We start from the raw sequence: 21,438 nt of genomic DNA, 5'->3' as shown, positions 1-21,438 counted from the left end.
ATAATCCTTTTTACAGAGAAAACTGTGCGCTTAAAGTCCAAATATTTTGTTCGAAGCTATAATCCGATCGGCTAGAGTTTTTATCTTGGTATTGCCAATCGGCTTGCAGCTGTATCCAACGTTTGATCTGATAATCGATACCAAAAGATAGAGTGTACCGATCGTCGTTTCTGGAGATTCCCGTGTAATCATCTTGTTGATAAACAGCACCTAAGCGAGTTGCAAGGTAACTATTCCAATCGTGCTTCAGGTTCAGTCGGTAACGAGTTTGTAGGTTGTAATCGCCATCTTGATCGGGGTTAACCGCCGCTTGAGTGGTTTTCACGCTGACTAGAGTTTGTTCTTGAGGCAACCATTCAAAGCCGATATCCCAACTAAAGCCTTTAAATGTCTCTCGTTGAGCGCTGTCAAAATCTTTGATTTGATAACCGAGTCGAGCGATGCCTTTGGTTTTTCCTGTGACTTCCCATTCGGCACCGGTGTAATAGAAACTGGTGTTGTTATCTTTCGATGGCTGCGCAGAATTTCGGTGCTGATACTCGGTTACGATTTGGTTTGTTCCGACTAACCAATAGGTTCTTGGCGTCGCTCTTAAATAGAACTCCAAATGTGCATTGGGAGCTCGAAAATCGTTGTATTTAGTTTTAGCGTTTGGGCGACCAGGCAAGCCGTCACGATAGTTTTGATAGGTTTTATCACTATAGCCTAAACCGAATTCGAGTCTGCCTTTGGCACCGTTAGATCCAAAGACATAATTGGTTTTTACATCGTTACGGTTGAACTCTATTGGTGCGTCGATTGCGCTACCATTACCTTCGGTAATATCTTCTCCTCGAACTTCATGCTGGGCGCGAAAACGGTAATCAACCACTAAACGATGACGATGATTAAATTCGAAAAAGTTGGAAAACTGAAAAGTGTGGTCGTCGAAGTCGTTGCGATCGTCAGATGAAAAGCCAGCTTTTAACTTATATAAAATATCTGCGCGATAGCGATTCCGTTCTATACGTGCTAGTAAGCTTGGTTCTATACCCCAAATATTGACTGACTCTACATTGCCGGATTTTTCCGCTTTATTGATGTTGTCATCTCCCTCGTAGAAAGTTTTTACGAGGGGAATCAACTCTATACCAGACTCGGTTTGGTAAGCCATCGGTTCTGCGAGCAAGTCAGTAGAAAACAGACTCAATGCTATTGCCATTGTCAGTTTCTTCATAATCTCAACCTTAGTAAGCGTTAGCACCAGTGAAGCCTTTGAAAACGGTCATAAAGATGATTTTGATGTCCATCCAAACCGACCAATGGTGGATGTAATCCAAATCAAACTCGACTCTCTTTTCCATTTTTTCTAAGGTGTCGGTTTCGCCGCGATAACCATTAATCTGCGCCCAGCCAGTAATGCCTGGTTTTACTTTGTGACGTAGCATGTAGCGATCCACGATCTGACGGTATTCTTCATTGTGTGCCACGGCATGAGGGCGTGGGCCGACAATAGACATGGTCCCTTGCAGTACATTGATAAATTGAGGTAGTTCGTCCAAAGAGGTGCGACGTAGAAATCCGCCAAAAGGCGTAATACGAGGATCGTTCTTTGTCGCCTGTTTCACGTTGGAACCTTGATCCATGGTTGTCATTGAACGGAACTTCCAGACTTCAATCTTGCGTCCATCAAGACCGTACCGATGTTGTTTAAAGATGACAGGGCCTTTAGACGTTGCCTTAATGACAATCGCAATGACGAATAGAATAGGGGCGATTAAGACCAAAATAATGCTCGAAAACAAGATGTCTTCAAACCGTTTTACCCAAGAAGAAATTCCAGCAAAAGGTGTATCAAAGACACTTAGTGTTTGAACTTGGCCGATCTGCGCCCAACGAGAATGTAAAAGGTTATAAGTGAAGAAGTCGGGAATCAGATACGTATTTGCGGTGGTATCTGAGAATTGGTTAAGAAGTGACGCAATGCGCTCTTTTGCGTGCATTGGCATCGCGATATAGACGTAATCTACTTCCCCTTTTTTAGCTCGCTCAAGGGCGTGGTCAACAGCTCCTTTAATAGGATAATCAGAATTTGGCAATCTGTCGGAAGATCGTTCGTCGTAAAAGCCATCAAAAAGCACGCCGTGTTCTGTGTGGTTTTGAATTTCGTTAGCTAGGGTAATGCCGTGAGGAGTTTGGCCGATGATGATCGCAGTGCGAGTGTTGAATCCTTTCTTTCTCAAATAGGCTAATCCGGTACGGAATGTTACTCGCCATGCTAAGAGCAGAGCGGGCGTAATCGCAAACCACAGCACTAAAATTGTGTTATCAAATAAGGTATGGACTTCAGAAAAATACAGCACAATAAAGATAAGTGCAGAAGTCACCGCCCAAGAAACACAGACAATAAACATCTGCTCTTTAAACGAACTGGTTCGCCAAGAGCGATACAGATTGCCGCTTTCTGCCATAAATAGAAAAGAGATGCCTCCAACGAAAGCCAATATGACGTAATCTTTCCCCATCGCAGTATTCATGTCTTTGAACACTAAAAGCAGCATAAAAGAGACGATGACAGCAAGATCTGAGATGCGATATAAAAAAGCGAACTCCATCTCATGAGAGCGGATAAGTCCTTTTTGTTTCATGACTCAGTTTCCCTTCTGACACGCTACCGCCCTTGGGTGTCTTCCCCAATTGCCGTGTCGTGAACGTTATTAGTAGTTAGTGCACAGAGCATTCTGTGGAATGCTGCTGAGTTTTTTGTCACGTGTAATTTCGTTGATAAGTGTAAAAATTTGCGTTGTTGAGGTAAGTGGAAATAAGAATGATATTTAGCCCTTTGGCTAAGTTTGGCGGGTTAGGAAAAAGCTGGTACTTACTTATGAGGGATGAGGAAAAGTATTAAAAATGAAGTATCAGTACAAAGACAATGGTTTATGTGAGGGTAGAAGAAACGGGTGATTTGATTCGTTCACGATTAATGATTTAGTATCGAATTGCTGATATTTATTAAGATAAAAAAATCCCTCTCAAGTGAGAGGGATTTTTGAGTAAGGACGAATGAACTATTCGACTTCTACGCCGTTTTCTTTGTATAGGCGGCGGCATGCGCGACCATCACTGTGGAACAGGTGACAACGATGAGCTGGAATACCGATCTCGATTTTATCGCCAGTGTCGACTGCAAGCGTGTCCGGCTGACGGAAAATAACGTCGGCGTCCGCGCCTTCTAGATTTAGGTATACTTGAGTTTCGTTACCTAGCTTCTCAACAATCATCACTTCACCGTGAATACTTGCATCAGCTTCAGAAGCGGATAATAGGTGCTCAGGGCGAATGCCTAAAGACATTCGGTCGCCGCGGTTAACTGTTGTACCATCCACTGGAATCCAGAAAGATACGCCGTTAGATAGTTGAACTTTGACGCGCTCTGCTTCTACTTCATCAATGAACACGCTCATGAAGTTCATTTTCGGAGAACCGATAAAGCCAGCTACAAAGCGGTTTTGTGGGTAATGGTAAAGCTCAAGCGGCTTACCAACTTGCGATACATAACCGCCGTCTAGTACAACGATTTTATCTGCCATTGTCATCGCTTCTACCTGATCGTGCGTTACGTAGATCATGGTACAACCAAGTTGGCGTTGTAGCTTAGTAATTTGTGCACGCATGTTTACACGCAGTGCCGCATCCAAGTTTGATAGTGGCTCGTCTAGAAGGAATACATTTGGCTGCGATACCAATGTTCGGCCAATCGCCACACGTTGACGCTGTCCACCAGAAAGTGCTTTTGGTTGGCGCTCAAGCAAGTGGCCTAGTTGTAGGATTTCTGCTGCTTGTTCAACACGCTTGTCGATTTCTGCTTTGTCTGCTTTTGCTAGTTTCAAGCCAAATGACATGTTGTCATATAAGTTAAGGTGCGGGTAAAGAGCGTAAGACTGGAATACCATACCAACACCACGTTTGGATGGTTCGACGTCATTCATGCGCTGGTCACCAATATACAAATCACCTGAAGTAATGTCTTCAAGACCGGCAATACAACGTAAAAGGGTAGATTTACCACAACCTGATGGACCTACGAAAACAACAAATTCACCTTCGTTGATTGTTAGGTCTACGTTCTTAGAAATCAGTACGTCGCCATACGCTTTACAAACATTTTTTAACGTGACACTCGCCATGTAGCTCGTCCTCGATCAATTTTTTATTATTCACCGCTCATCATTATATGAATTATCTAGCGAGCAGTAACAGTAGGAATCGGTAAGTTCTTGCGGTTGGTAAGAAAAGTAGGGTAGCACTTCAATAAAATGTCCTGAATAGAAGTGCTACCCATCATAGCCAAGTACGAGTTTCTCTCCCCCACATTATTCGTATTGTCTCCCCCGTGAAATAATTACCACAAACAACACTAATAATGACATTCCACTCGTCTGGCAATGCAAAACCAGCAAATCTTTTTCCTAATACGTAGGCACTGCTGGGAAAGGGTTCTTACCATCCACTCTTGGATGACTGCAGTTTCTAAGATTGTGCGTAGTGCGACATCCTCCTAATAGAAATAATTGTAGGGGGAGTAGAAAGGGAGGAGTAAAAAAGGAGGAGGAAGAAAGCAGTTGGTCGGAAATCACATTATTGCACCACCTAAAGTTGAAACTGATCACAGGAACTATCCATTTTGTGATTTGAGTCTCTTACCCTTGGCGATTTAGATCACGAAAATACGTCATAATTGTAAGGGCGTAGGGATTAGGAGGATGAGACATATTGGATTATTTCAGATGATATATGTCGAAATACGGCTGAACCTCAATGGACTAGCCCTACATCAAAAATATAAAAAGGATACGAACATGAAAAAGTTAAGCGCTGTAGCACTAGGTACTCTTGTTGCTTTGGGTTCTTTTGGTGCTAATGCTGCCATCGAAGAAGGACAACTTACTATCTGGATCAACGGTGATAAAGGCTACAACGGCCTTGCTGAAGTTGGTAAGAAATTTGAAGAAGACACAGGCATTAAAGTGACTGTGGCTCACCCAGATGGCCTTCAAGACAAATTCCCTCAAACTGCAGCGACTGGCGACGGTCCTGATATCGTATTCTGGGCTCACGACCGTTTCGGTGGTTACGCAGAAGCTGGCCTGCTAGCAGAAATTAAACCTTCTAAGAATATTCAAGAAGGTATCGTTGATTTCGCTTGGGATGCAGTACGTTACGACGGCAAATTGATCGGCTATCCAGTTGCGGTTGAGTCTCTATCTCTAATCTACAACAAAGACCTAGTTCCAAACCCACCAAAGTCTTGGGAAGAGGTTGCAGCATTAGATGCAAAACTTAAAAAAGACGGCAAGTCTGCAATCATGTGGAACCTAAAAGAACCGTACTTCACTTGGCCACTAATGGCGGCTGATGGCGGCTACGCGTTCAAATACACTTCTGAAGGTTACGATGTTAAAGACGCTGGTATCGCGAAAGAAGGCGTTAAAGACGCAATGAGCTTCGTAAAAGGCTTAGTTGATAAAGGCGTAATCTCTGCGGATATGGATTACTCCGTGTCTGAGTCTGCGTTCAACCAAGGCAAAACAGCGATGACGATTAACGGTCCATGGTCTTGGGGCAACATTGAGAAGTCTGGCGTTAACTACGGCGTGACTACGCTACCTAAGTTCCAAGGTCAATCTTCTAAGCCATTCGTTGGTGTTCTAACGGCTGGTATCAGCACTGCGTCTCCAAACAAAGACCTAGCAGTTGAGTTCATTGAGAACTACCTACTAACAAACGATGGCCTACGTATGGTTAACAACGATAAGCCTCTAGGTGCGGTAGCACTTAACTCGTTCCAACGTGAGCTTGATTCAGATACTCGTATCGCAGCAACAATGGACAATGCGATGAACGGCGAAATCATGCCAAATATCCCTCAAATGAACGCATTCTGGGGTGCGGCTAAGAACGCAATCATCAACGTAGTTGACGGTCGTCAAACTGTCGATGCAGCTCTTGCAGATGCAGAAAAACAAATGACTAAATAATTAAGTAAGACCTTTTTAAGGAGGAGGCAACTCCTCCTTACTTTTCTATATTTATTCTATATTCGCTAGCAGGTTCCCTATGCAGTCAGTTCAAGGTACAAATGCTATGACAGCACCAGAAGCCAGCCTTCCGAGCAGCAAAAAAGTGTTCATGAAATGGTCACTTTTAGGCACAGTCGGCATCATCAATGGCTACGCAACAATCCTTATGTATTCTCGCGGTGAGATTGCGTTTGCACTACTTACGCTCATTCTTACCGCTTTAGCGTTGTTCATCTTTGGTAGCAAAAAGACGTACGCACACCGTTACATCTACCCTGGTATAGCAGGGATGATCCTTTTCATTCTTTTTCCTTTGGCGTACACCATAGGTTTGGCGTTTACCAACTATAGCGCAAAGAACCAACTCTCTTTTGATCGCGCTCAGAACGTACTTTTGGACCGAACTTACCAAAGTGGTGATAGCTACCCGTTCACTTTGTATAAAACGGAGCAAGGCCATCAACTTGTGGTTGAAAAAGATGGTGAGCTACTTGCAAGCCCGACTTTTCAGCTTGATAACCTTTCAGCATCGGAGTTTGATCTTTCACCAATTGAAGAAGTGACGGGTGAAAAAGAATCAATCAAGGCGATTGTTAAGAACCGCAGTGCGTTGAGCAGTGTCGATTTACATTTGCCAAGCGGTGATGATATCCGTATGAGTGGGCTGCGCAAATTTGCTGCAGTTGTGCCTTTGTACACATTACAAGAAGATGGTGAAACGCTTTACAACAACCGGACTGAAGAAACGCTACGTCCAAATATGGAAGTAGGTTACTACCAGCCTGTCGATGAAAACGGTCAATTTGTTGGCAGCACAGTGTCACCAGGTTTCGTGGTGAACATTGGTACCCACAACTTTGAGCGTGTTTGGAAAGATGATGGTATCAAAGAGCCGTTTATCAGTATCTTTATCTGGACCATTGTTTTCTCTGCGCTAACCGTATTGTTTACGCTTGTTATTGGTCTTGTCCTTGCCAGTGTGGTTCAGTGGGAAGCACTTAAAGGTCGCTCAGTTTACCGTTTGTTGCTAATCCTGCCTTATGCAGTTCCGGCGTTTATTTCTATCTTGATCTTTAAAGGTTTGTTTAACCAAAGCTTTGGTGAGATCAACATGTTGTTGGAAGGCTTATTCGGCATTAGCCCGGCTTGGTTCTCTGACCCGTTCATGGCGAAAACCATGATCTTAATTGTGAACACTTGGCTTGGTTTCCCTTACATGATGATTTTGTGTATGGGCTTACTAAAAGCGATTCCAGACGATTTATATGAAGCATCAGCAATTGATGGTGCGAACTTTGTCACGAACTTCACACGTATCACACTACCAATGATGTTGAAGCCGTTAACACCATTGTTGATCGCGAGTTTTGCATTTAACTTCAACAACTTCGTACTTATCCAGTTGTTGACTGGCGGTGGTCCAAACATGATTGGTACATCAGAGCCTGCGGGTTACACCGACCTGCTAGTAAGTTACACCTACCGAATCGCATTCGAAGGTGCTGGTGGTCAAGACTTCGGTCTAGCAAGTGCAGTAGCAACGCTTATCTTCCTATTGGTTGGCGCATTGGCACTTATCAACCTACGCGTAACTAAAGTAGCTCAGGACTAAGGAGAAATTACAATGGCAATGGTACAAGGTAAGTCATTAAAGTATCGTGTTTGGGCTACTCATATTGCAATGTGGGCATTCTTGGCACTGATTATTTTCCCTTTACTGATGATCATCGCGATTTCATTCCGTGAAGGTAACTTTGCAACGGGTAGCCTGATCCCAGACAACCCAACACTTGATCACTGGAAATTGGCATTAGGTTTCTCGGTGACTAATCCAGACGGTACAGTTACACCGCCACCATTCCCAGTAATGACATGGTTGTGGAACTCGGTAAAAGTGGGTGGTATTTCTGCAATCCTAATCGTGGCGCTATCAACCACATCGGCTTACGCGTTTGCTCGTATGAAGTTCAAAGGTAAGAACACCATTCTTAAAGCGATGATGATCTTCCAGATGTTCCCTGCGGTGTTGGCACTGGTTGCTCTGTACGCGTTGTTCGACAAACTGGGTCAGTACATTCCTTTCCTTGGTCTGAACACGCATGGCGGTCTGATCTTCGCTTACTTAGGCGGTATCGCACTGCACGTTTGGACCATTAAAGGCTACTTCGAAAGTATTGACTCGTCTCTAGAAGAAGCAGCGGCTCTTGATGGCGCTACACCATGGCAAGCATTCCGTTTGGTATTGCTGCCACTGTCTGTGCCAATCCTAGCGGTAGTCTTCATATTGTCGTTCATCATGGTAATTGGTGAAGTTCCTGTAGCGTCACTACTGCTTTCTGATGTAGACTCGTACACACTTGCAGTGGGTATGCAGCAATACCTATATCCACAAAACTACTTGTGGGGTGACTTTGCCGCAGCTGCTGTACTTTCAGCAGTGCCAATCACTGCCGTATTCTTACTTGCGCAGCGCTGGTTGGTTGGTGGTCTAACCGCTGGCGGTGTAAAAGGATAATCTCTTGTGGTCTGAGATTGATAAGAATAACTAGAAAAGGGCGACCACATGGTCGCCCTTATACTTAGCACGGATATTACAATTTTGGTTTGGCCGCCGATCAGTAATATCTTGGCTTTTATTGGCGTTACGCATAGCTGGCTGTTAGCTTAGTTCCTTACGATTCAATTACTAACAGTTTTTGTAACCATAACCTGAGTTTAGACTCAGGTTTTTTTATGCCTGTTAAAGGCAATTTTGCAATAAGTAGATAGAGATTAGCGGCTTTGCAATGGATTACACAGGGCTTGAATAATGCCCTGCGTAGCACTTCACATAAATAACTAGAGCTTAGTAAAAAGCTAAATTGAGGTAGGGAAGGAAGAGATTAAAACTCTCGGCTGGAAGGTGCGCATCCAACGTATTGAAGCAGCGTGTACAAACTTTCTTGCTGCAGTGCGACGCGACGAAATAGATTAGCAAAGGTAACGTCACCGCCAAAGCAAGTTTGAATGTAATGATTAATTTCTGTTTCGTTATACCCCTCGACGTACATGGTTCTCACCCACTGGTACTCGACCGCTTTTAAATTGGTCAACGTCTCTTCACTTAAGGTCGTTTCTTTTAGTCTCAAGATCCAAACTCTATCCAACTCTAAAATAATGGATGGATTTAAGCAAAGCTAGGTGAAGGATTTATGACAGAGAAGGGCGAGCGTGAAACAAATGGCAAAACCATGATGTTGCTCCACACTCTGGGTCTGGGTAACGTTGAGGTACTTAATAGCGTTCTTAACGGATGCCAGTTACTTGAGATATTTAACGTGTGCTTCCATTTCTTCCCCAATCTCTTTACGCATGTTCATAAGACGGATAGCGGATTGCTCTAAGGCTTTGTCTTCATCTGACTCTGGAATCCATTTCGGTACATCGGTTGGTTTTCCGTTTTCATCTACAGCAACCATGATAACGATACAGTGAGTGGTGAGTCTGTTTTTCATTTGCTTTGGATCACTAGCTTGCACGTCAATCGCAATGTGCATTGAGCTTCGTCCGGTATAAATGACTTTCGCGCTAACTTCGACTAAGTTGCCGACATGAATCGGCGCAACAAACCGAATGCCGCCAGCATATGCGGTAATGCAATATTTACCACTCCACGCTGCAGAGCAGGCGTACGCTGCCAAGTCGATCCATTTCATTACGGCGCCGCCGTGCACTTTTCCGCCAAAATTTACATCGCTGGGTTCTGCTAAAAAGCGAAGGGTAATGTCTCTTTGACCACTGCTCATCTGTCTTTCCTTGATGGGTTATTGTTTTCCCAATTTAGCAGCAAGATGAATTTTCGGGAATAGCGAATGAAACAAAATATTAACTTTTATTCGAACGCTGGAAGTGACAAGCCACAGCGTAGTTCTGTGGCTTGGGGTGTAGATGTTAATTGGCGGTAGAGGCAATCTCAGAATTGGATAATGGTTTTCTCTGTCTTACTTTTATTTGCGACAAGATAACGCCAGAGATGACTAACAACCCACCAATAATGTGGTAAGCGTAAATTTTCTCACCAATTAGTGTTGAAGCAAGTATGACGGAAACCACAGGCATTAGGTTCATGAACATAGCACTTGAATCAGCACCAATTGAATCAATCGCTTTGACCCACATCAGCGGCGCGAAAATGGAAGCAGCAATACCAGCATAAGCGATTAATGGTAGCGCGTCTTGGCTTGGTAACAGTTGCTCACTAGAGAGCCAAAGTGGTGTGAGCATCAAAACAGAAAAGAAGCCCTGCATGTAAACCAGAGTCAAACTACTGAATGGCATTTTCCAGCGTTTTAGCAGAACACAATAAGCCGCGTATACCATGGCAGCAACGAGCATTAAGCTGTCACCTTGCGTTAAGTCTTGATGTAAAAAGTAAGTGATATCACCGTGACCAAGCATAAATGACAAGCCGCCGAGCGAAATGACACCACCGACGATACTTAACATTGATATAGATTTACCGAGCAATGGGACACTTAAAAACACACTGATCAAAGGAACTAAAGAGGTGATCAGGGCCATATTAGAGGCCGTTGTTGTTAAACCGGCATAGTATCCAAGTGACTGGTTGAGAACCATACCAAGTAACGCAAGAAACGCCAACTTAGCTAAGTAAGGTCGAATAATGTGTCGTTGTTTGATGATTGCAGGCAGGCAAAATGGCGTTAGGAGTACCATTGCGACAAACCAACGGTAGAAACTCATCGCACTTGGTTCAATGGCGCTCGCAGCCATCTTGTTCACAATTGAGTTACCACCCCAAATCATAACGGTGAAAAACGGAAGTAAATAAATCATGAGAACCCTATAGCACAATTATTGATGGCGCTAGTCTGGCAGGTCTTTATAATAAAAAGTATCTCTTAAAAGACATCGTAAGCGATAGGAAGACAATTTTGAAAAAGAGCGCCAGAAATCTTCACCCCTCCTTATCAATCGATCGTGCGCCATCAGATGTATTTATGAATTTCGAAGCGTTTCTCTCTAATACAGAAACACGAATTCATAGCCACCCTTGGGGGCAAGTGCAACTGATCAGCGGTGGGATTCTGGAGATGGATGCAGAAGACACAAGATTTCTAGCACCTCCACATCTTGCTATTTGGGTTCCCGCCGGAGTTCGTCACACTAGCTACAACCGTAAGCCAATCGAATATTGTTCTTTGAACATTGCCCCTGAATTGACGGCGCATTTTCCAACTAAAACGAGCTTGATCAAAGTGACTCCAATCGTGTCATCTATTATTGAGGACTTTCGTCAGCGAGACATTAACGTGGCGCAAACTGATGAAGACAAGCGCTTGGTACAAGTGTTATTGGACCAGCTTGCAAAGCAAGAAGTCGAACATCACTTTTTACCGACTACCGACAATAAGTATCTTGAACCGATTTTAAAAGCAGTAGAAGAATCGCCGACGGATGAGATCAGTTTGGCGGAGTGGGCGGCAAAAGTGCATACCACAGAACGCACGTTAGCGAGACATTGCCAGAGTGAATTAGGAATGAGCTTTACTGAGTGGCGCTTACGTGTACGTTATTTGCATTCTATGGAGTTGCTGCGTAAAGGGCAGACCGTAAAAGAAGTCGCTCTGACGTTAGGTTATAACCAAGCCAGCCCTTTTATCGCGATGTTCAAGAAATACTCCGGCATGACACCGGAGCAATACAAGAATCGATTGTTATAAAAGTGTAGAGTCTATTTTAAAAAAATTGACAATGCGCTGTATGATGACCGACTCGAAAAGCTGATGGTATTGGAAAGACTTACGTCTATCTTGTGTCAGATTGAGTCAGAATTATAACCTTGAGAATTCGCTTTATTATTATTGCTTTACAACATGCCTGTAAGATTCTTTAGATGATACAATGTGCTAAAGTGACAAAAAACTCAATTGACACCGCTTAGATTTAAGTATTGATTGTTATTAGTTTCTTCAGCCGCCAATTTGTCCCTACTTTTCAAGGAAGTAGAGTTGTACTGTGCAACTATAACTCTTCTACCCTCAATCGTGAGTTCCAATGTGGGTGACCATATATTCTGATCGCGATGCGTCACAATAATCACGGTCGAGTTCAATGTTTGAATATGTTGAGCAATACTTTTTTCGGTTGCTTCGTCTAATGCTGCCGGCGCTTCGTCGAAAATGAGGATTGGCGCCTTTTTAATGAGAGCTCGCGCAATTGCGACTCTCTGTCTTTCACCTCCTGACAACCCTGAGCCTCTTTGTCCTACTGTTTGATGTATTCCTTTAGGAGATGAGTCAATAAGTTTGTCCAATTGTGCGTGTCTTGCAAAGCTCTCAACTTCATAATCACTTGCATTGGGATTACCTAACCGAATGTTATCCGCCAATGTGCCAGTAAAAATGACCGGTTCTTGAGCAACATAGGCTATATGCTGGGTGAGCACGTCATAAGGGATACTCTTTAGATCTATCCCTCCGAGCGAAATAAGACCTTGGTCAGGATCATCAAACCTTAGAAACAGGCCCAGTAAAGTGCTTTTGCCACTGCCACTGACTCCATTGATGACGACGGTATCACCTTGTTTGATCTCCGTGCTAGCATCTTCAAAGAGATCTAAATGGCCCACAAGGTTCAGTTCGAACTTATGGTTTTTGGGGGAGGTTGCAAATTGAGGATTAGGCTCAGGCAGAACAGGGACATTCGTTAACTGAGCGTAATTTTTAATTGAGGATTTTACGTCGTTAATCGCAAAGCCTGCCAACGCGAGTTCACCCAAAGGTGCAGCTGCACGGGTAATCAATATCAATAAAGCCAAGACTAATAAGGGTTGAGTAATCGGCTCTAAGACGAGATAGATGGCGATACCTGCAAGGGGTAAAATCGTTGCCAATCCTGATACTAAGGTTGCGATAGAAGCGTTACGATTAATAGTTGAATGAGCTTCTTCTTGTGCGTGCCAACTCTGTTCAATACGCTCGATTGAGCGCTCAGGCCCCGCTGTTGAGCGAAGTAACTCAAGGTTATCTATGAGCTCAAGTGTTGATTTAGTCGCTTGAAGCTCTGCGTCATGTCGGTCGCTATCTGAGCGACTTAGGTATCTTTGCGCCTTGTACTGAACGAGCAGTGCAACTAGTAACAATACGGCACTGAGTAGTGCAATTTCACCTCCTCCAACGACCCCAATACCGATAATTAAAAATATGGGTAACATTGGAGCGTGTAAAAATGTTTGTAGCTGATGAGCAGGAATGGCCATAAAGCCAGGTATTCCTCGTTCTGCTAGTTGGGTGAGCTGAGTTCTATGCTGATCATTAAACCAAGCTAACTTTGCTTTACTGAGCGAATGACCTACTGATGAATAAAGATCCCCAGCCAGTTTCGCACCAGAGAGAAATCCAGAACGAGTTACAATAACGGTAACTATCACAGTTAGAACAGCAGCTATTATGACGTTCAATGGTGAAGCTTGTTCGACAATAGATATTGCAAGAAATGTGTAAGCCGTTGCCTCAAATAATGCAACTAGTCCCCAACCTATAGCGACTCGATATAGACGGTGCTTTGCACTTTGTGGAATTGTCGAATTGGAATAGAGGGTATTGTGAGCCGTCATACTTCTTCATCCTGTCGTTGAGCCTTTCTGTTGAGCATCAATGTAGTGTCTGCAAGTTTCGCGAGTTCTGAGTCGTGAGTAATTATGATCAATATCTTGTCTTGTGTTTTCGCAAACTTCGCGAGATTTCTGATCACAGTGAAGGCCGTATTTTTATCGAGAGCACTGGTTGGTTCATCCAGTAATAGAACGTTGGCTTGAGTTAGAAATGTGTTAGCTATTGCGACACGTTGTTGCTCGCCTCCTGAAAGCACGCTTGCATCAGAATTGAGGTCAATCTTTAATTGAGCTTGTTGCAAAGCTTGGTTCAGCTCGTCGTCACTTGAACTTGGCGTTGATAGTTTCAAATTCTGCCTAATGGTAGTTTTGAGTACACCGATATCTTGGGGTACATAGCGTATGGCGGAGTATCGGGATATCTCAGAGAGTTTAGACAGTTGATTGCCTCCTAAGGTAACGAAGCCTGAAAGAGGTGTTTCTTGACCTGCTAATAGACGTAGTAACGTACTTTTGCCTGCTCCGCTAGGCCCCATGATGGCTGTAAATGAACCCCGTGGGAAGTAGTGGGAGAAGTTATCAATAATATTAACAGTTCCATTAGCCACTACGATATTTGATGCTTGTAGTGATAGCGGTTTTTCTCCCGCGCTCAAACTGCCACTTTCTATTTGTGGTTGCTGTAAAAAGTCGCTGATGTTCTTTGCAGCATTCTTTCCTGCGTTAACGTAGTCCAATCCATGGCCAAGCTTCAGTGCGGGTGATACGACGGCCAAACCAAAAAAGAATAGCGACGCCATTGCCATGGGACTTAATTCATAGCCAATGGTATAGGCCATTGCGAAAGTCGAAACCGCTTGAAGTAATGCGGTAGCAATTGCTGCTGGAAGGGCAACGCTACCAACCCATTTCACTATGCCGTGAGTAAAGCGTCTTGTGGCATCATTATAGCTGTCGAGTGCTCCTGCTTGCGTGCCGTAAATTCGATTTACTCGGATACCTCTTGTGTAGTCGTTTACTGCGGTAACGATATCACCCATTATTGTCATGCGCTCTTTGCCATGTTTAGCGGCGAACCTAGGTAAAAAGAGTAGGTAGTACAATGATGCAATTAGACCAGGGAGCAGAGTAAGCATCGCTACCGGACCTGTGAGATTCAACATGATAAAAATAGAAGTTGCGGGTACGACAATGAATGTCACGAGTTCTGAAGGCAAATGCGCAACCATGTGGTGAAGCGTGCTGATGTCTTCGGAAACTATGCGACGCAGTTGATTATCACCATATTGAGAGATGGTCTTGCTTGGCAAGCGCGTCAAGTGCTGAGCAACTTGGCGACGTAATCGAGTGGAAAACTGCGACTCGGCATCATGAACTAACCACGAGCCCACTGATGAGGCAAGTGCGCTAGCCGCCCAAAGTCCTATGGCACCGTAAATCCATTGGTTTGCAAATTTATCGATAAGTTTTATCAAGCATAGCAGTGCACCAACTTTTGCCACAGCGGCAAGTGCTTCACAAAACGTTCCCAAAGCAAGCTTCTTAATCGATGGCTTTAAGGCTGGCATTAAGCTAGGCGTAACGTAATGTTGGCTGATTTTACTTATCATATTGTCACCTTATCTAGCCTATCAAGCGAAAATAAGGAGAACGTGGTAGAGCATATTGAGCTCTTATCGTTTTTCATATAAAGCCTATGGAAGTGGACGTTGATGGATTATGTTTTGAATTAACTTTGGCCGTAGGTGTTGCGAGCTCTTTGTCTGCTTGAATGTTGAAGATGAGTACTTCCTTTGATTTGTTGTGAATTTTCATGAACAGCCAAATGGGAGTAAGTCCCCCCTTAGAAGGCAGGCTAAAGGGGAGGTGGAGGGATTAGAAATCCGCAGTAGCTGACAGCATCACTGTACGTGGTGCGCCAAGAGCTAGGTCCGCATAGTGGGTGGTTGTCCAGTAATCTTCATCCAGTACATTGTTTACGCTAAGGCGCCAAACCACGCTTGTTTCAGCAATTTTTGAGTTGTAGCGTGCGCCAAGATCAAGAATAGTCTGTGCAGGTAATGCCTGAGTGTTTTGTGCATCAATGTATTGTTCAGACATATAGTTCGCTTGGCCGATAAGCGTGAGATCACGCATCGCAGGGAGGTTCCATTCTAATGCGAATTTAGCTTGTAAATCGGGTAGCTTAGTTGCTTGTTTCCCCTCCTCTGTCACATCTGTTGCTTTTGTAATCTCTGCATCTGTATAGGCGATACCACCGATGAGTGTATAGTCCTTTGATAGTGTGCCGTAGAACCCCCATTCAATACCGCGATTGCGCTGTTCACCACCGAAAGAAAAAATGTTGGTATCCGGATCTTGGTACCCATTTGGCTTTTTAATCTCAAATAAACTGAACGTATGAGCAAAGCCGTCCAGGTCAAGCTTCACGCCTGCTTCAGTCTGTTTGGTTTTTTGGGGTTCAAAAGCCTCTCCTGCGTTTGCAGCGCTAGAGCCTGCTGTTTTCCCATTCGTTAAGCCTTCGGTGTAGTTACCATAAAGCGAAACTGAGCTCGAAACTTTGTATAATGCTGCAAGTGCGGGAGTGTAAGTACTTTCCTTAAACTTGGTGGTAGGAAGCGACATTCCGTTCATTATTATTCCAGATTCATAATCAATGCTCTGGTAACGCAAGCCGAGCGTGATTTGGTATTTCCCATCAACAAAAGATAACGTATCGGCAATGCCATAGCTGACCTGAGTTGAATCGATAGGTAAACCATAGTAGTTGTCGTAAACTGAATTTTCTGGTCCCCAAACAGGATCATAAATATTCGAGTTCCAAGGGGCTGGATTATTATTACCTGTTGGAGAATCATTTTTATCTTCTCTAAAGTAAGTACTATTCAGTACAAGGTGGTGTTCTACTGGGCCAGTGTCAAAGTTGCTACGAACACCTATCTCACCTGAAGTCCGTTTGTTCTCAAGCTTAACTGATCCGAGAGATACCTCTAGGTTACCCTCGTTATCGATGATTTTGATTCGTTGCGGTACATTTGAATGAAAATCTGTACGGCTACCACCCAATGCGCTGTATACAGTTACAGAGTCACTAACGCTTAGCTCCCCGCGAATCATCATCCCTTTATCTTCGCTATCATTGTAGGCCCAACTTGGCGTCAATAATGTGTCAGATGGAGGAGGTGATGGGATTTTGAGACCAGAAGCGATGCTTAACCCACGGTTTGCACCTTCAACTCGCTCTGTACTGTAGTAAAAATCTGCTTCAAGGAAAGCAATGTCATTACGCCAATCAAGGCTTAATGATGCAAGTTGAGTTTTGTTGCTTTGGTTGTTTATCGCGGTGTCTCCATCTTTAAATGCACCGTTGAAACGAATACCAAATTCTTCATTTGTACCAAAGCGACGTCCAATATCGATATGTCCTCCGAATTGAGTGTCCGATAAGTAGCTGCCGGTGAAAGATGTGATTGGTGTTTCTTGTGCTCTTTTTGTCACTAAGTTGATGGTGCCACCAACAGATCCATTCGGTGGCATACCGTTGAGCAAAGAAGCAGGACCTTTAAGTACATCAATACGTTGATACATTTCAGGAGAGGTTCGGTAATAAGGAGCGATACCATACAATCCATTAAGCATAACGTCGCTAATGTCTGAGTTGAAACCTCTTATTTTGAAACTTTCTTTGTTTAAGCCGGTTTCACCGCTGGTGAAAACAGAGGGATCAGAAGCTGAGATTACATCTGAGATATCGCGTGCTTGTTGGTCTTGAATGTGTTTTTCTGTGTATCCAATCGTATTGAAAGGCGTTTCCATGAGGTTTTTATCGCCAAGCATTCCTATATTACTCGCGTGAGAAACTTTGCCAGCGGCATAAACTCTGTTTGCTTCACCATAAACTGTCATTGATTCATCTACGACTTCTTCAGCTTGAGCGATACTAATTGGTACGACAAAAGTACTAAATTGAAGTGAAATAAAGAGGGCGATATGACATGGGCTTGGTTTGTTTTTCTGTGAAGAGTCCATCGCTATCTGATGATAGTCATGAGTCATTATAGATTCCTTTTCTTTGTTTGGGCTAGCTCACATCCGTTCTGACGTCGATTGAGTGTTGAATTACTTAAGATCCAACTCATTGTTATTAGATTTAGCTTTGGTAACCTTTTAGGATGTCTTCAATTATGATTTTCAGAGATGTGATGCTTGCTGAAGTGATGTACCAAGCATCGGCATCAACAAAAACGACGTTGTCGTTTTTCCATGCTTTGGTTTGACGGAGTAGTGGGTTTGCTAAGTGTTCCGCATCAATGACAGGCTTTCCTTCCATTACTGCTGTTCGATCAATGATGTAAAGAATGTCTGGATCAGCTTGGCTAATGAACTCGCTAGAAATTGGCTGACCATGCAAACCTGTCTCCACTCTTTCACTCGCTGGTTTTACCCCCAGAACATCGAAAACGAAGCCATAACGAGACTCAACGCCAAATGAGCTGAAAGCACCATTGTTATGCATGACAACCAAAGCTTTTTCAGAACGCTCTTTCGTAACAGCGCGCACTTCTGCGACTTTTGCATCGATTTCGGCAACTTTCTGTTGGGCTAGCTCCTGCTTTTCAAAGATCTCACCAAGCTCTACAAGGTGTTTCTTAATGGTATCGACGTGATGGTCACGACTATTACGGTAGTTGATGTCAAAATGTAAAGTCGGAGCGAGTTGAGAGAGTTCTTCATACTGATTAGCATGTAGCGGAGTCATCAATACGAGATCTGGTTTTAGGGCATAGATCTTTTCCATATTAGGCTGAACTATCGCACCAAGATCCGCTATCTCAGGTGTGTCTTTGTATTTCGCTAGAAAGTGAGGAACAAAGTCTTTCACCATTCCTGAGATTGGAACATTTAGCTGATCTAAAAAGTCCACTTCGTTCATATCTAATGCTGCCACTCGTTGAGGGCGATGAGAAATAGTAGTTGCTCCGAGATTGTGTTCAATCACGATGAGCTTTTCTAATGGCTGAGTATCTTCAATTTTAGTTATTTCCGGCTCGCAACCTGATAAGGCTCCTAGAGCGCAGCAAGCAAGCGCGATACTCAAACGTAGGGGGCTCTTAAACATGGGGTATTTCCTTTTTGTCAGTGAGTTGTCTTTAAACAGGCGAGTAACAGTTTTCATATTTGGCTTCTTGTTCTTATCGTGATGGCTAGGAAATATCCCCCACAAAGGACATTCACCAAAATAGAGACGGTGGTTTTAAAGTTAAATAAGTGCTCTACCAGAAGTTGACCAGACAAGAACATGACAATTGCAATAGCACAAGCAACGAGCAATATGTGTCTGTAGTTCGGTGCGCTAGTAACGGAATAAGCAATATTGGCAATAAAAATTCCCATAAAAGCCGTTGGGCCAATCAAGCTCGTCGAAATTGCTACTAAAATGGCGATTACAGCAAAGAACTTTGGTACATATTGCTTATCATTTAGTCCTAATGACATCGCTTGGTCTCGACCTAGACCTATCACATCTAGCTCGCGTGACCATCTGTTAGCAAAGAGTGCCAAAACGCTTAACGCAATACTGGAAAAAAGTAACGTAGAAGGTTTCGCTCGCGCAAACGAGGTATAGCTGAGCCCTTGAAGGATAGAGAATTCTCCAGGGCTTATTCTGAGCTGGATAAATTGAGCAAGAGTTGTCAGCACCATTGTCAAAACAAAGCCAATCAGCAGAACTTGGTGCATGTCATGTTTAAATCTATTGAGTACCCAAGATTGAATCGCTAAGGAATACAACAGAATGAGTATTGCAGAGACAGCGAAATTACCGACAACACCTAATGTAGCAATGCCAGAAGTGCCCCCTAGTAATAAGAGTAGGGTTTGCCAAACCAGATAAACCGACTCATATCCCATAATGGATGGCGTAAGAATACGATTACCAGCTAAAGCTTGGAAAATAACAGTAGAGATGGCCACGCAGCTGCCCCCAATAACTATGGCACCAAGTTTAATCAGCCTCTTAGGGATGACGTAATCAAAATCCCACCCAGAGCTTGTAAAGATAAAGGCGATAGACAGTATGCAAACGAGTATAATGCTCACTCGCATGTTTGAGTAATGTGATCTCATACTCGTGCTCCTTTCAAAAGAAACACAAGAAACATGACTCCCCCGATAGCACTGGCTGTTAATCCAATTGGGACTTCAAAAGGAAAGGCAACAACTCTGCCTATGACATCGCAAAAAATAAGTAACGAAGCGCCGCCTAGTGCAACGATTGGTAGGGTGTTTTTAAGGTGATCGCCATATTTTAGTGCGACTAGGTTAGGTATGACTAAACCGATAAAATGAATGGCACCTACGGTCACCACTGTTATAGCAACTGTCACGGAAACTAGCATTAGACCCAAGGCGGCAGTGAACGCAATATTAATTCCTAAGTTGGACGCAACATCTTCGCCCATTCCCATCACAGTAAACTTATGTGCATATAAGTAAGTCAGTAGGGTGATGGGTAAAATCAAGAAAATTATTTCATAGTGTTCTTGGACCACTTTGGAGAAATCTCCCATTAACCAACCGGACATACTCTGTAAGATGTTGTTTTGATACGCATAAAACTCCGCTATAGCACTTATTACACTACCAAACATAAGCCCAATCACAGGTATTAACGCAGAGTTACTGAATTTAATTTTTCGTACGATGGCAATGTAGATAAGGCCAGCGGCGAAGCAAAATAGTACGGCGAAGAGCATACGTTCAAGCTTGTCTGAGGATGGAAGCATGACGATAGATACCAAAATACCGAGCTTTGCCGCATCGATACCGCCTGTGGTGCCCGGCTCAACAAAACGATTTCTAACAATATGTTGAAGAATAACACCACATATTGCGAGACCAGATCCGGTAAGAATTAGTGCGATTAGCCTTGGTAATCTGCTAGCAGTAATCGGTAGCCAAGCTTTGTCATCCATGGTCAGCAATAACGACCAATCTAGTTGGTTTGCGCCGACGAAAATTGAAGTTAAGCACAGTATAAAAAACAGGCTTACTACGTGAATACTCATACAGAATCTGCCCCAAAATAAAATGAGTTTCTCTTAACTTATGACTTGGGGATGGAATACGAATAATGAATATCTATTCGCATATAGGTTCTAAATTCCAACAAAACATAACCAAGTTATTTTTTATAAACATTAAGGTCACAATCCAGCCCTCAAAGTATCACTAGGCCATACCTAAAAATTCAACGTGCTGATTTGGCTTTAAAACTGGATTAACTAGCAAAAGAAAAGTGCCGCTTTCAATGCAAAGAGAAAGAGGTTCTCGATTTAAAATTAAAATGCAAATGATAATTATTTTCATTATATCTTTGTTTTTTCGGTTAAGCAATGAGGTTCATATATGTTTCTCTAAAAAGATCAATCGCGTATAAAAAACAAGGCAATGGCTAATGCATGTGCTTTTGGGTAAGTGGTTAAAAAATAAAGCCAAAGAGCATTAAGCTTTCTTATTGTTTAAGGATGTTTTTCGCTTCAGAAGCTCGTTGGTTGAGGTTTGATTTAAATGGTATGACGATAGTTTGTTCAGGAAGAGGAGTTAGTAGTGACGATGATGTCTAGATGTCGTTTGTATTTTAGGATTTATTAGATACCGCATTAAAATAGCGTCATAAAGTCGTGATGCTTCGCATCTTCAGTGTTAGCGATGTTAATGCGGTAATTTCTAATAAACTAGCGGATTAATGTCTCAACTTGCTTT

16 protein-coding genes are annotated in these 21,438 nt (G+C 43.2%); 4 read left to right on the top strand and 12 right to left on the bottom strand.

The annotated features are described in order from the left end of the window. Window positions 1-10: 10 nt before the first annotated feature. The 3 genes from R7Q39_RS00485 to malK all read right to left on the bottom strand — a co-directional run bounded on the left by R7Q39_RS00485 (window position 11) and on the right by malK (window position 4,166). Window positions 11-1,216: an outer membrane beta-barrel protein gene (locus tag R7Q39_RS00485; protein WP_258665390.1), complete on the bottom strand. Its 1,206-nt coding sequence runs from the start codon at window positions 1,214-1,216 to the stop codon at window positions 11-13. A 10-nt stretch (window positions 1,217-1,226) separates the two neighbouring features. Then, window positions 1,227-2,627 carry an undecaprenyl-phosphate glucose phosphotransferase gene (locus R7Q39_RS00480; RefSeq protein WP_005375269.1) on the bottom strand — a complete coding sequence of 467 codons (1,401 nt, stop codon included), beginning with the start codon at window positions 2,625-2,627 and terminating at the stop codon, window positions 1,227-1,229. A 420-nt stretch (window positions 2,628-3,047) separates the two neighbouring features. After that, window positions 3,048-4,166 (bottom strand): maltose/maltodextrin ABC transporter ATP-binding protein MalK, encoded by a 1,119-nt coding sequence (malK, locus tag R7Q39_RS00475; RefSeq protein WP_005375271.1) that lies wholly within the window; start codon window positions 4,164-4,166, stop codon window positions 3,048-3,050. A 672-nt stretch (window positions 4,167-4,838) separates the two neighbouring features. On the opposite strand from malK, the gene malE reads away from it, so the two are divergent. The 3 genes from malE (at window position 4,839) to malG (ending at window position 8,574) form a co-directional block, all read left to right on the top strand. After that, complete coding sequence (malE, locus tag R7Q39_RS00470) at window positions 4,839-6,017, top strand: maltose/maltodextrin ABC transporter substrate-binding protein MalE (protein WP_005375272.1); 1,179 nt, start codon at window positions 4,839-4,841, stop codon at window positions 6,015-6,017. A gap of 79 nt (window positions 6,018-6,096) precedes the next feature. After that, window positions 6,097-7,671: a maltose ABC transporter permease MalF gene (gene malF, locus R7Q39_RS00465; protein ID WP_005375273.1), complete on the top strand. Its 1,575-nt coding sequence runs from the start codon at window positions 6,097-6,099 to the stop codon at window positions 7,669-7,671. Window positions 7,672-7,683: 12 nt separating this feature from the next. After that, entirely contained in the window at window positions 7,684-8,574 is an 891-nt protein-coding gene (malG, locus tag R7Q39_RS00460) for a maltose ABC transporter permease MalG (RefSeq protein ID WP_005375275.1), read from the top strand. A 367-nt stretch (window positions 8,575-8,941) separates the two neighbouring features. On the opposite strand, the gene R7Q39_RS00455 is transcribed toward malG, so the two are convergent. The 3 genes from R7Q39_RS00455 to R7Q39_RS00445 all read right to left on the bottom strand — a co-directional run bounded on the left by R7Q39_RS00455 (window position 8,942) and on the right by R7Q39_RS00445 (window position 10,895). Continuing rightward, the gene (locus R7Q39_RS00455; RefSeq protein ID WP_005375277.1) at window positions 8,942-9,187 is read right to left on the bottom strand and encodes a hypothetical protein; all 246 of its coding nucleotides are present in this window, start codon (window positions 9,185-9,187) and stop codon (window positions 8,942-8,944) included. Between the two features lie 171 nt (window positions 9,188-9,358). Beyond that, on the bottom strand, window positions 9,359-9,844 hold the full coding sequence (locus tag R7Q39_RS00450) for an acyl-CoA thioesterase (protein WP_005375279.1): 486 nt from the start codon (window positions 9,842-9,844) through the stop codon (window positions 9,359-9,361). 145 nt (window positions 9,845-9,989) lie between these two features. Further along, window positions 9,990-10,895, bottom strand: coding sequence for a DMT family transporter (locus tag R7Q39_RS00445; protein ID WP_318075648.1), 906 nt, complete (start codon window positions 10,893-10,895; stop codon window positions 9,990-9,992). Between the two features lie 98 nt (window positions 10,896-10,993). Here R7Q39_RS00445 and R7Q39_RS00440 point away from each other — a divergent pair, with 98 nt between their 5' ends. After that, window positions 10,994-11,782: an AraC family transcriptional regulator gene (locus R7Q39_RS00440; protein ID WP_047101782.1), complete on the top strand. Its 789-nt coding sequence runs from the start codon at window positions 10,994-10,996 to the stop codon at window positions 11,780-11,782. A gap of 203 nt (window positions 11,783-11,985) precedes the next feature. Here the strand turns inward: R7Q39_RS00440 and R7Q39_RS00435 are convergent, their stop codons facing one another. From R7Q39_RS00435 to R7Q39_RS00410, 6 genes are all read right to left on the bottom strand, one after another. Continuing rightward, window positions 11,986-13,677 (bottom strand): ABC transporter ATP-binding protein, encoded by a 1,692-nt coding sequence (locus R7Q39_RS00435; protein WP_318075647.1) that lies wholly within the window; start codon window positions 13,675-13,677, stop codon window positions 11,986-11,988. Then, a complete protein-coding gene (locus tag R7Q39_RS00430) occupies window positions 13,674-15,284 on the bottom strand; it encodes an ABC transporter ATP-binding protein (protein ID WP_318075646.1) in 1,611 nt (536 codons plus the stop codon). Before R7Q39_RS00430 ends, R7Q39_RS00435 begins: the two co-directional genes overlap by 4 nt. A gap of 265 nt (window positions 15,285-15,549) precedes the next feature. Further along, complete coding sequence (locus R7Q39_RS00425) at window positions 15,550-17,730, bottom strand: TonB-dependent receptor (RefSeq protein WP_318075645.1); 2,181 nt, start codon at window positions 17,728-17,730, stop codon at window positions 15,550-15,552. A gap of 94 nt (window positions 17,731-17,824) precedes the next feature. Next, entirely contained in the window at window positions 17,825-18,793 is a 969-nt protein-coding gene (locus R7Q39_RS00420; RefSeq protein ID WP_054578650.1) for a siderophore ABC transporter substrate-binding protein, read from the bottom strand. Window positions 18,794-18,846: 53 nt separating this feature from the next. Beyond that, window positions 18,847-19,800 (bottom strand): iron chelate uptake ABC transporter family permease subunit, encoded by a 954-nt coding sequence (locus R7Q39_RS00415; RefSeq protein ID WP_318075644.1) that lies wholly within the window; start codon window positions 19,798-19,800, stop codon window positions 18,847-18,849. Further along, window positions 19,797-20,741, bottom strand: coding sequence for an ABC transporter permease (locus tag R7Q39_RS00410; protein ID WP_191116398.1), 945 nt, complete (start codon window positions 20,739-20,741; stop codon window positions 19,797-19,799). The genes R7Q39_RS00415 and R7Q39_RS00410 overlap by 4 nt, the downstream gene beginning before the upstream one ends. Between the last annotated feature and the right edge of the window lie 697 nt (window positions 20,742-21,438).

It is taken from the genome of Vibrio sp. 947 (assembly GCF_033339115.1).
GTDB lineage: Bacteria > Pseudomonadota > Gammaproteobacteria > Enterobacterales > Vibrionaceae > Vibrio > Vibrio alginolyticus.
The sequence above is the reverse complement of the archived record's forward strand: the minus strand, read 5'-3'. Positions and strand labels throughout refer to the sequence as shown.